Below are 11,495 nucleotides of genomic sequence, written 5' to 3'. Positions count from 1 at the left end.
GCCTGGACCTGGACGCCGAGTGCCGCCCCTTACGTCGTGTCGGAAGCTGTCAGGAGTCCCCCAGGGGCCTCAGGAGTGCAGGTGCTGCTGGATCTCCTCGTCGAGGTCCACGAACTGGGCCTCCTGGCCCGCGGGCACGATCTCGTAGGTCCTGTGCAGGAACTCCGCCAACGGGGAGACCTGGGTGTCGAACTCGGCCTGCCCGAAGGGCGAGGAGAGCGCGATGCTCACGCTGCGCTCGCCGCTCTCGTCCTTGGACGGCCACACGCGCACGTCCCCCTCGCCGACAGGGCGCACGATGCCGACGGTGAGGAGTTCGCGGGCGAAGATCCACTCGACGGGGTTGTCCTCGCCGGTGTGGAACGCGACCCGGATCGCGTACGGGTCGTCCGAGCTGTAGTCCAGCCGGGCGACCAGGGGAACCGAGGTGCGTTCGGGAACCACGAGCCGCAGGCCCAGCTCGGCGGTGGCAGTGGTGTCGCTACTGTTCATGTTCGCCAAACCTTTTCTCGTCCGGCCCTGCTCGTTGCGGCGCGGGTCGGTTGCCGTCTCACTCGCTCCAACGCGGCTTCCCGCGGACCATGACGTGAGTACGGAGACTTTCTTGGTCGGATGGGACCGGAGGTCTCGCTGCCCGCCCAGCGGGCCCAGCTCGCCGCAACGCGGCTCCACGATCCTTCGTCACTGTAATGACCAGGAGAAACCAAAGATTTCCCCATGTCGGGTGGTCCGCGTCACGCGGAGGTAATGTCGCGGTGGTACTCGACGGGTCCACGGGGGCGGGAACTCCTTCTCACAGCGGGAATCACCACCGACAGAAGACACTCCCACGAACCTGCCGGTAGTATGTTGTGATCTCTGTCACACTACAGGGGGTCTACCGGGCGGGCCGCGTGCGTCGAGCACCCCCGAACATGCGCTAAAGTTTTTCTTGTCCGGCCGAGAGGACGGACAGCGCAGCAGTTCAGGGCGATTAGCTCAGTTGGCTAGAGCGCGTCGTTCACACCGACGAGGTCACTGGTTCGAGTCCAGTATCGCCCACACACAGGGAGGGTCGGCACCGCTTCACGCGGAGCCGACCCTCCCTCTTTCGTCGTGTCCGGTCACAGGCGGGGCAAAACGGACTCCGCGCCGGGGACGTGCGGTGCCCTGCCGCCTACTCGTGCGGCGGGGTGCCGGTCAGTGCGCGCCGCCGCGCGCGACGCTTCCGGAAGCGTCGGAAGGCCTCGTCCTTGAGACGCATCCCGAACTGCTCGGCGCGCAGGAACCACACGCGTGCGGGCCGCACCAACCGCTGGGCCCACCGGAACTCGGTGCTGAAGATGACCAGGCCGAGGATGACCGACGCCAGCCCCGGCCCCGGGAACACCATCATCACGAGCCCGGCCAGGACGACCAGCGTGCCGACCGTGCCCACGAGGATGCGCCAGGGCAGGCGCAGCGCCGGGTGGGTGTGCATGCGCCTGCGGAAGAGGCGCAGCCTCGCGCGAAGCCGCCGCCACCTCCTCGTGCGGGTGCGGTGGGAGGGGGATGTCTCCGGGGCCGGTGGGCCGGTCGGTGGGCTCGGTGACATGCGCTCACAGTATTCGGTCGAAGCGACTGGGTGCATTCGGGTCGACGGTGGCCAGTGGTCGGATGTCTGCTGATTGTCACCGATCTCGATCCGCGGATCAATGGTCTTTGGTAGGGCTGTGGACAGCTGCCGGAAAGGTGACGTTCCCTGACAGAACGGGTCTCCGAGAGGGGAGTCGTCCCTCCTGCCGCCGTTTCCCCTGGAAAAGCGGGGCCGACCGGAGTGGGGCGGGGCAGCCGAATCCCCCGACCGAATCACCGGGATTCGGGGCGGGTTCCCGGAGCCCTTCCCCGGCCGGACGGGGGCTCCGCGCAGGCATCGCCCGGGGCTCCGCTCCATGGTGCCGGACCTGTGGACGACCGGGGCGGAGCCACCCCGGAGCCGATAGCATCGAAGGAAAACGCCTGGCCGCCCCACGGGGCGGCTGGTACGCGTTAGACCGCCATCCACGTCCCTAGGAGTCACCGTGTCCGCCGCGCCTGAGCTGCACATCACCCTCGCCGGAACCCCGCGTGCGGTGGCGGCCACTACTACGGCGGGGCAGGCACTGGAGGCCGACGGCAGGACCGTCGTCGCGGCGCTCGTCAACGGCGAGCCGCGCGACCTGGCCCGGGAACTGCGCGAGGGCGACGTCGTCGAGCCGATCGCGATCGACTCCGACGAGGGCCGGGCCATCCTGCGCCACTCCACCGCGCACATCCTCGCCCAGGCGGTCCAGGAGCTCTTCCCCGAGGCCAGGCTGGGCATCGGCCCGCCCGTCGAGAACGGCTTCTACTACGACTTCGACGTCGCCGAGCCGTTCACCCCCGCCGATCTCAAGAGCATCGAGAAGAAGATGCAGCAGATCATCAAGCAGGGGCAGCGCTTCGACCGCCGCGTCGTATCGGAGGAGGGCGCCCGCGCGGAGCTGGCCACCGAGCCCTACAAGCTGGAGCTGATCGGCCTCAAGGGCGGCGCCACCGAGGCCGCCGAGGGCGCCGGGGTCGAGGTGGGGGCCGGCGAGCTCACCATCTACGACAACATCCACCCGCGCACCGGCGAGCAGTGCTGGAAGGACCTGTGCCGTGGGCCGCACCTGCCCACCACCCGGGTCGTCCCCGCGTTCAAGCTCATGCGCACCGCCGCCGCCTACTGGCGCGGCAAGGAGACCAACCCGCAGCTCCAGCGCGTCTACGGCACCGCCTGGGAGACCAAGGAAGCCCTCAAGGACTACCTGACCTTCCTGGAGGAGGCCGAGAAGCGCGACCACCGCAAGCTCGGCGCCGAGCTCGACCTCTTCTCCATCCCGGACGAGATCGGCTCCGGCCTGGCCGTCTTCCACCCGCGGGGCGGCATCATCCGCCGGGTGATGGAGGACTACTCGCGCAAGCGCCACGAGGAGAGCGGCTACGAGTTCGTCTACTCCCCGCACGCCACCAAGAGCACCCTCTTCGAGAAGTCGGGGCACCTGGACTGGTACGCGGACGGCATGTACCCCCCCATGAAGCTCGACGGCGGTCAGGACTACTACCTGAAGCCGATGAACTGCCCGATGCACAACCTGATCTTCGACGCGCGCGGGCGCTCCTACCGCGAGCTGCCGATGCGCCTGTTCGAGTTCGGCACCGTGTACCGGTACGAGAAGTCGGGCGTGGTGCACGGACTGACCCGGGCACGCGGCTTCACCCAGGACGACGCGCACATCTACTGCACCAAGGAGCAGATGGCGGACGAGCTCGACTCGCTGCTGACCTTCGTGCTGGAGCTGCTGCGCGACTACGGCCTGGACGACTTCTACCTGGAGCTGTCCACCAAGGACCCGGAGAAGTACATCGGGGACGACGCGGTCTGGGACGAGGCCACCGACACCCTGCGCGAGGCCGCCGAGAAGCAGGGCCTCGAACTGGTCATGGACCCGGGCGGCGCCGCCTTCTACGGTCCCAAGATCTCGGTGCAGGCCAAGGACGCCATCGGCCGCACCTGGCAGATGTCCACCATCCAGCTGGACTTCAACCTGCCCGAGCGCTTCGACCTGGAGTACACCGCAGCCGACGGCTCCCGCCAGCGGCCGGTGATGATCCACCGCGCCCTGTTCGGTTCCATCGAGCGCTTCTTCGCCGTCCTGCTGGAGCACTACGCGGGCGCCTTCCCCGCCTGGCTGGCCCCGGTTCAGGCGGTCGGCATCCCCATCGCGGACGAGCACGTGCCCTACCTCCAGGAGGTCGCGGCCAAGCTGCGCGCCGAGGGCATCCGCGTCGAGGTGGACGCCGGTGACGACCGCATGCAGAAGAAGATCCGCAACGCCCAGAAGCAGAAGGTGCCCTTCATGCTGCTGGCCGGTGACGAGGACATCAGCAAGGACGCGGTGTCCTTCCGCTTCCGTGACGGCTCCCAGAACAACGGCGTGCCGATCGACGAGGCCGTGGCCGAGATCGTCGCGGCCGTCCGCGAGCGCCGCTAGGGAGTGTTTTTTGGAGGCTTTCGGGTCGGCGAGCGGCCGTCCAGGCGATCTCTCGCAAGACGATGTGCGAAGTTCAGCCTGGTTGTGCTTCACGAGCGCAGAGGCGCGGCGAGAGGCAGCCTGGTGGCCGCGAGCCCGGAAGAATCAAAAAAACACGACCTAGGGAACGCCCCTCCGCACCCGGGGGTTCCCGGTCGGCGGTACGGGCCGCCGCGCACGGCAGAGCGCCCACCCGCATCTTCCGGGTGGGCGCTCGTTCGTCCTGGTCGTCTCCGCGGCCACGCCGGCCGGGATCTCAGCGCTGCTCGCGCGGTGCCGTGGGCTCGTCGTCGTCCCGGAACAGGTCCGCGCGGGTGATGCGCGCGGTCTCGTTGGGGTCCGGTGCGTTCTGCTCCTCCTCGTCGTCGCGGAAGAGGTCCGCGCGCGAGATGCGGTGCGTCGCGTTGGGGTCGCTCATGAGGGTTGCTACTCCTAGTTGCTTCGGGGCACAGCGGATCCTATCCCTCTCCTGCGGAGGAGTCCGCCCGCTCAGGTTCGGGCGCAGGGAACCGTGACCCCGGTCAGGGGCCCGTGGTGTGCCGGTTCCACGCCTCCGCGGGGATGCGCTCCACCATGTCGATGAGGTAGTCGGCGGCGGTGAGGGACCGGTTCGGGTCCAGGCGCATGGCGGCCCAGGTGAGGACGTAGTCGCCGCTGAAGCGTACCGGTAGTGACCGCGACCGGGGGTCCGACAGCAGCCACGCGGTCATGGCTCGGTCGAGGACGGACCGGGCGAACCCGGTGTCGCCGCCGACGGCGTGGAAGGTGCTCTCGAAGGCGTCGTCGGACGGTGCGGGACGGTCCCGTCGGCGGATCTCCAGATCGGCGTTGGGACCGGGGGTGCGGACCGCCACGATGCGGTAGGCCTGCCGGACCTTGGCGGTGCCGTTCCTCGCCGTGTGGGTGTGCTCGAAGATGACGACCGCGTGTCTGCCGCGGCGTCCGGAGAGGACGTGCTGGGCGCGCGGGTGGGGGCCGTTGGCGCAGCGGGGGAGGAGCGTGTCGCCCAGGGGGGCCGACCGGTGCTCGGCATACGTCCAGCTGTGCTCGCGGGCCCAGCCGCGGAGCTCCGCGGCGCGTTCCTTGCGAAAGTGCGCGGCGACCGCGATCGCGCCGGCCGACACCACCACGACGACGAGCGCGATCACAGGCAGGGCGCCTTCCATCCGGTGTCTCCTCCGGCTGGGGAACGTGGGGCGGCCGTGGACCCGGAGCGGGGCCCGCCGGAGCGGGCCGGGTCTTCAGGGCCCGGAAACAAGGGACCCGTACTGGCCGTACGGCTCCATTCTGTGCTGATTGCTGGTACTTGTCACCCCTTGGTGTTGATCACCGGTGACTCTCGGAGTTCACGTACCCCGCGTGTCATCCCCATACCCGCCGGAATCAGGCGCAGCGCCGTGGCGAGTCAATGCCCGCCATCGCCCGCCACCTGGGTCGACACGGCGGATTGCCGTTCCTGTGCGCTTTCCCGCACCCCGGACGACGCGATTTCGCCAACCACGGAAGAACTGCAGGTGATTCCATAAGTACAGAGGGTAATAATTGTCCGGAATCGGCCACGGGTGGTCATTGTCCGGAACCGGCCACGGGCGGCCGGTGAACAACACCCGGTGGAAAACGTTGTCCTTCCGACAATGCCCCTTGTACGGCGGACCTGCGGCTGCTGGGAGCCCGTGCGTTCGGTCGCCCCGACGCGGACGTGTGTCCCTTTTGTGGCACACCTCGCACAGCAGGGGGCCGGACCGCCGGACAGGGGGAGCTCTTTGTGGGGTTCCCACAACACAGCAGATCCGCCATGAGCGGTTCGGGATATTGATGTACCGGGTCCTGATCGAGCAAGGTATAGATAGGTGGAGGCGACGCTCCGGGCTTTGGAGGTCGCCTTCTGTGCGTGGGTACTTGGGAGGCTCAACCGGTGTTCAATCGTGTCGCCATCGTCAACCGTGGAGAGGCCGCGATGCGCCTCATCCACGCCGTTCGGGATCTTTCGGCGGAGATCGGGACGCGTATCGAGACGGTCGCCCTCTACACCGACGCCGACCGCAACGCGACCTTCGTCCGTGAGGCGGACATCGCCTACGCGTTGGGCCCGGCCTCGGCGCGCCCCTACCTCGACCACGCCGTCCTGGAACGCGCGCTGGTGGAGACCGGGGCCGACGCCGCCTGGGTCGGCTGGGGCTTCGTCGCCGAGGACCCGGCCTTCGCCGAGCTGTGCGAGAGGATCGGCGTCACCTTCGTCGGGCCGAGCGCGGAGGCCATGCGCAGGCTCGGTGACAAGATCGGCGCCAAGCTCATCGCCGAGGAGGTCGGCGTCCCGGTCGCTCCGTGGAGCCGGGGCGAGGTCGCCACCCTGGAGGACGCGCTGCGCGCCGGGGACGAGATCGGCTACCCGCTGATGCTCAAGGCGACCGCGGGCGGCGGAGGCCGCGGCATCCGCATGGTCGCCTCGGGCGAGGACCTGGCCGAGGCCTACGAGCGCACCAGCCAGGAGGCGCTGCGCGCCTTCGGCTCCGGCATCGTCTTCCTGGAGCGCCTGGTCACCGGGGCCCGGCACGTCGAGGTCCAGGTCATCGCCGACGGGCAGGGCACCGCGTGGGCGCTGGGCGTCCGCGACTGCTCGGTGCAGCGCCGCAACCAGAAGGTCATCGAGGAGTCCTCCTCCCCGGTCCTGAACCCGGAGCAGACCGCTGAGCTGAAGACCTCGGCCGAGCGCCTCGCCGTGGCCGTCGGCTACCGCGGCGCCTGCACCGTCGAGTTCCTGTACCACCCCGGTGAGAAGCTGTTCGCCTTCCTGGAGGTCAACACCCGGCTCCAGGTCGAGCACCCGATCACCGAGATCACCACCGGCACCGACCTGGTCCGGCTCCAGCTGCACGTGGCGAGCGGAGGGCGGCTGGAGGGTGAGCAGCCCGCTGAGACGGGTCACGCCGTCGAGGCCCGGCTCAACGCCGAGGACCCCGACCGCGACTTCGCGCCCGCTCCCGGCCGCATCGCGCGCCTGATCCTGCCCGCCGGGCCGGGTATCCGCGTCGACACCGGCGTCAGCGAGGGCGACACCATCCCCGCCGACTTCGACTCGATGATCGCCAAGATCATCGCCTACGGCCGGGACCGCGACCAGGCGCTGGCCCGCCTGCGCCGCGCGATGGCCCAGACCACCGTCATCATCGACGGCGGCGCGACCAACAAGGGCTTCGTGGTCGACCTGCTCGACCAGCCCGAGGTGATCGACGCCAGCGCCGACACCGGGTGGATCGACAGGGTGCGCTCCGAAGGCCGCCTGACCACCCACCGGCACGCCGCGATCGCGGTGGCGGCGGCCGCGATCGAGGCCTACCAGGACGAGGAGGACGCCAGCCGCCAACGGCTGCTGTCCACCGCCCACGGCGGCCGCCCGCAGGTGCAGCACGAGAGCGGTCGCCCGCTGGAGCTCAAGCTCCGCGGCGTGGGCTACCGCGTGAGCGTCGCCCGCGTCGGCCAGAGGCGTTTCCGGGTCGGTGTCTCCGGCGGTGGCGACGTACACCCGGCGGACATCGAGGTCGAGCGCTTCGACGAGCACAGCGGCCGGATCGTGGTCAACGGCCGCCGGTTCCGCCTGGTGTCGGCCACCCACGGGCCGATCCACCTGGTCGAGGTCGACGGTGTCACCCACCGGATCAGCCGTGACGAGGGCGGCGTCGTGCGCTCGCCCGCGCCCGCCCTGGTCGTGTCGACGCCCCTGGGGGTCGGTGACGACGTCGAGGCGGGGGCGCCGATCCTGGTGCTGGAGAGCATGAAGATGGAGACGGTGCTGCGCGCACCGTTCCGTGCCCGGGTGCGGGAGTGCCCGGTGTCGGTGGGCAGCCAGGTCGAGTCCGGTGCCCCGCTGATGCGTCTGGAACCCCTCGCGGAGGAGGGCGCGGAGGAGGAGGCGAAGGGCACCGCCGAGACCGTCGAGATCGATCTCCCCCCGGAGCCCGTCGCGGCGTCCGCCGCCGAGCGCGTCGAGCGCGGCCTCCAGGACCTGCGCAGCCTCCTGCTCGGCTTCGACGTCGACCCGCACGACCGCCGCCGCGTGCTGTCGGACTACCTGGCCGCCCGGGCCGAACTGGGCGGACGGCCGGTCGAGGGAGAGCTGGACCTGATCACGGTCTTCGCTGACCTGTCCGAGCTGAGTCGCAACAAGCCGGCCGGTGAACTCGAAACCGAGCCGCGCAGCCCCGTGCACAGCCCGCGCGAGTTCTTCCACAGCTACCTCCAGAGCCTCGACGTCGAACGCGCCGGCGTCCCGGAGGGCTTCCAGGCCAAGCTGGCCACGGTCCTCGCCCACTACGGCATCACCGACCTCGACCGCACACCGGAGCTGGAGGCCGCGGTCTTCCGGATCTGCCTCGCGCTCCACCGGATGCCGACCGACGTCGCGGTCGTCTCGGAACTGCTGCGCCAGTGGCTGGCCGGGGCGCCGCCCCTGGAGCCGCTGAGCGAGCGCGCCGGACGCGCCCTGGAACACCTCGTCGAGGCCACCCAGGTGCGCTTCCCCGCGGTGTCGGACCTGGCGCGCGGCGTGGTGTTCCGCTGGTTCGCCCAGCCCCTGCTGCGCCGCAACCGCGCAGAGGTCTACGCCTCCGTGCGCGACGGGCTGCGCTACCTCGACCGCAACCCGGACGCGCCCGACCGCGCGGAGCGGATCCAGACCATGGTCGCCAGCGCGGAACCGCTGGTCCGGCTGATCGGCCAGCGGATCGGGCGGCCCGGCCGCGACCACGCGCCGCTGCTGGAGGTCCTGACCCGCCGGTACTACGGCAACCGCGGACTGTCCGAGGTCACCGTCCGGGAGACCGCCGGCTGCCGGTTCGTCACCGCCGACCACACCGGTACCGACGGCGCGACACGCCTGGTCACCACCGCGGTCGACATCGACACCCTGCCCGACGCCGTCGGAGCGGTCGGCGGGTTCGCCGCCGACGCCGCCGAACGGGGCCTGGTCGCCGACCTGTACGTCACGTGGGACGGGCAGCCGGACGCCGACGCGATGGCGGTGCGGCTCGGGGAGATCCTCGCCGAGCACCCGCTCCCCTCGGGCCTGCGCCGCGTCACCGCCACCGTCGCGGGCACCAGCGGAGCGGTGATCCACCACCACTTCACCTTCCGGCCCGACGGCGACGGCTTCACCGAGGACCGGCTGATCCGCGGTCTGCACCCGCAGATCGCGCGCCGCCTCCAGCTGCAGCGGCTGCGCGAGTTCGACCTCACCCGCCTGCCCTCGGCGGACGAGGAGATCTACCTGTTCAAGGCCGTGGCGCGCGGCAACCCGGCCGACGAGCGGCTCATCGCCATGGGCCAGGTCCGCGACCTGACGCCGCTGCGCGACGCCGACGGCCGCCTGGTCGCGCTGCCCGTGGTGGAGGACACGATCGCCGGATGCCTCGACGCGATCCGCAACATCCGCGCACAGGGTCCGCAGAACCGGCGTTTCGACACCAACCGGATCATGATGTACGTCTGGCCGGCGACCGAGCTGACCCCCGACGAACTCGACACGCTGGTCCAGCGCATCCTCCCGACCACGGAGGGCGCCGGCCTGGAGGAGGTCCAGTTCATCGCCCGCCAGCGCACCGACGAGGGCGAGCTGACCGAGGTCGCCGTGCGTATCACCCTCGATTCGGGCCACGGCGCGCGCCTGCACGTCGACAAGCCCTCGACCGAGCCGGTGCCGCCCCTGGACGACTACCGCCAGAAGGTGCTCCGCGCGGCCCGGCGCGGCAACACCTACCCGTACGAGCTGACCGGCCTGCTCGCCGGCCCGGAGGGCCGCTTCGTCGAGCACGACCTCGACGCGCACGGCCTCCTGGTGCCCGTGGACCGGCCCAAGGGCGGGAACTCCGCGGCGATCGTCGCGGGCGTCGTCACGACGCCCACCGCGCGGCACCCCGAGGGCGTCACCCGCGTCGTGCTGCTCGGAGACCCCACCAAGGCCCTGGGCGCCCTGTCGGAGCCGGAGTGCTCCCGGGTGATCGCCGCGATCGACCTGGCCGAGCGCATGCGGGTCCCCCTGGAGTGGTTCGCGCTCTCGGCGGGTGCACGCATCTCGATGTCCTCGGGCACCGAGAACATGGACTGGGTCGCGGCCGCGCTCAAGCGGATCGTCACGTACACCCAGGACGGCGGCGAGATCAACATCGTCGTCGCGGGCATCAACGTCGGCGCCCAGCCGTACTGGAACGCCGAGGCGACGATGCTCATGCACACCAAGGGCATCCTCGTGATGACGCCGGACTCCGCGATGGTGCTCACCGGCAAGCAGTCGCTCGACTTCTCCGGCGGCGTGTCGGCAGAGGACAACTTCGGTATCGGCGGCTACGACCGGGTGATGGGCCCCAACGGCCAGGCCCAGTACTGGGCGCCCAACCTGCCGGCCGCCCGCGACGTGCTGATGGCGCACTACGACCACACCTACGTGGTCCCGGGCGAGGGCGCGCCGCGCAAGGCCGACACGAGCGACCCGGTCGACCGCGACGTCTGCGACTTCCCGCACCAGATCGACGGCAGCGACTTCACCACGGTCGGCCAGATCTTCTCCGCCGAGCACAACCCGGACCGCAAGAAGCCGTTCGACATCCGCACGGTGATGCGTGCCCTGTCCGACCAGGACCACCTGGCGCTGGAGCGCTGGGCGGGCATGGCCGACGCCGACACCTCGGCGGTCCAGGACGTGCACATCGGCGGCTGGCCGGTCTGCCTGGTCGGTGTCGAGTCGCGGTCGGTGCCGCGGCGCGGATTCCCGCCCACCGACGGACCGGACACCTACACCGCGGGCACGCTGTTCCCGCGGTCGTCGAAGAAGACCGCGCGGGCGATCAACTCCGCCTCCGGCAACCGGCCGCTGGTCGTGCTGGCCAACCTGTCCGGGTTCGACGGTTCACCGGAGTCGATGCGCAACCTCCAGCTGGAGTACGGGGCCGAGATCGGCCGGGCGATCGTCAACTTCGACGGTCCCATCGTGTTCTGCGTGATCTCCCGCTACCACGGCGGCGCGTTCGTGGTGTTCTCCAAGGCCCTCAACCCGAACATGACGGTGCTGGCGCTGGAGGGCTCGTACGCCTCGGTGCTCGGCGGCGCCCCCGCCGCGGCCGTGGTGTTCTCCGGCGAGGTGAACAACCGCACCGCCAACGACCCGCGGGTGAGCGAGCTGCACGAGCAGGTCTCGGTGGCCGACGCCGCCGAGCGGGCCACGCTGAACGCCCGTCTGGCCGAGGTGCAGTCCGCCGTCCGTGCGGAGAAGGTCGGCGAGGTCGCCGCGGAGTTCGACTCGGTCCACAGCATCCAGCGCGCGGTCGAGGTCGGCTCGGTGGACGCGATCATCAGCGCCGCCGAACTGCGGCCGCGCATCATCGAGGCCATCGAACACGGCATGAAGCGCTGACACCCCCGGGACCGGCCGTGCCAGGAGCACGGCCGGTCCTG

Annotated in this window: 6 protein-coding genes and 1 tRNA gene; 3 read left to right on the top strand and 4 right to left on the bottom strand. The window is 70.4% G+C overall.

Annotated elements, in window-relative coordinates:
* Window positions 1–69 precede the first annotated feature (69 nt).
* Window positions 70–492, bottom strand: coding sequence for an SsgA family sporulation/cell division regulator (locus ACFWTE_RS23100; RefSeq protein WP_267948762.1), 423 nt, complete (start codon window positions 490–492; stop codon window positions 70–72).
* Window positions 493–967: 475 nt separating this feature from the next.
* Here ACFWTE_RS23100 and ACFWTE_RS23095 point away from each other — a divergent pair.
* A tRNA-Val gene (locus ACFWTE_RS23095) sits at window positions 968–1,041 on the top strand.
* Between the two features lie 115 nt (window positions 1,042–1,156).
* On the opposite strand, the gene ACFWTE_RS23090 is transcribed toward ACFWTE_RS23095, so the two are convergent.
* Window positions 1,157–1,459 carry a PGPGW domain-containing protein gene (locus ACFWTE_RS23090; RefSeq protein ID WP_378781936.1) on the bottom strand — a complete coding sequence of 101 codons (303 nt, stop codon included), beginning with the start codon at window positions 1,457–1,459 and terminating at the stop codon, window positions 1,157–1,159.
* A 580-nt stretch (window positions 1,460–2,039) separates the two neighbouring features.
* On the opposite strand from ACFWTE_RS23090, the gene thrS reads away from it, so the two are divergent.
* Complete coding sequence (thrS, locus tag ACFWTE_RS23085; protein WP_378781934.1) at window positions 2,040–4,013, top strand: threonine--tRNA ligase; 1,974 nt, start codon at window positions 2,040–2,042, stop codon at window positions 4,011–4,013.
* Between the two features lie 295 nt (window positions 4,014–4,308).
* On the opposite strand, the gene ACFWTE_RS23080 is transcribed toward thrS, so the two are convergent.
* Entirely contained in the window at window positions 4,309–4,470 is a 162-nt protein-coding gene (locus ACFWTE_RS23080; protein ID WP_378781932.1) for a hypothetical protein, read from the bottom strand.
* A 103-nt stretch (window positions 4,471–4,573) separates the two neighbouring features.
* Window positions 4,574–5,218 carry a hypothetical protein gene (locus ACFWTE_RS23075; RefSeq protein ID WP_378781930.1) on the bottom strand — a complete coding sequence of 215 codons (645 nt, stop codon included), beginning with the start codon at window positions 5,216–5,218 and terminating at the stop codon, window positions 4,574–4,576.
* Window positions 5,219–5,967: 749 nt separating this feature from the next.
* On the opposite strand from ACFWTE_RS23075, the gene ACFWTE_RS23070 reads away from it, so the two are divergent.
* Window positions 5,968–11,454 (top strand): carboxyl transferase domain-containing protein, encoded by a 5,487-nt coding sequence (locus ACFWTE_RS23070; protein ID WP_378781928.1) that lies wholly within the window; start codon window positions 5,968–5,970, stop codon window positions 11,452–11,454.
* Window positions 11,455–11,495 lie beyond the last annotated feature (41 nt).

It is taken from the genome of Nocardiopsis sp. NPDC058631 (genome assembly GCF_042716955.1).
Taxonomy (GTDB): domain Bacteria; phylum Actinomycetota; class Actinomycetes; order Streptosporangiales; family Streptosporangiaceae; genus Nocardiopsis.
Note: the sequence above shows the minus strand (reverse complement) of the source record. Positions and strands in the feature narration are given on the sequence as shown.

Coding starts and splice junctions, on each gene's coding strand:
- ACFWTE_RS23080 (WP_378781932.1), bottom strand. CDS start 4,470: ATGAGCGACCCCAACGCGACGCACCGCATCTCGCGCGCGGACCTCTTC.
- ACFWTE_RS23075 (WP_378781930.1), bottom strand. CDS start 5,218: ATGGAAGGCGCCCTGCCTGTGATCGCGCTCGTCGTCGTGGTGGTGTCG.
- ACFWTE_RS23090 (WP_378781936.1), bottom strand. CDS start 1,459: ATGCACACCCACCCGGCGCTGCGCCTGCCCTGGCGCATCCTCGTGGGC.
- ACFWTE_RS23100 (WP_267948762.1), bottom strand. CDS start 492: ATGAACAGTAGCGACACCACTGCCACCGCCGAGCTGGGCCTGCGGCTC.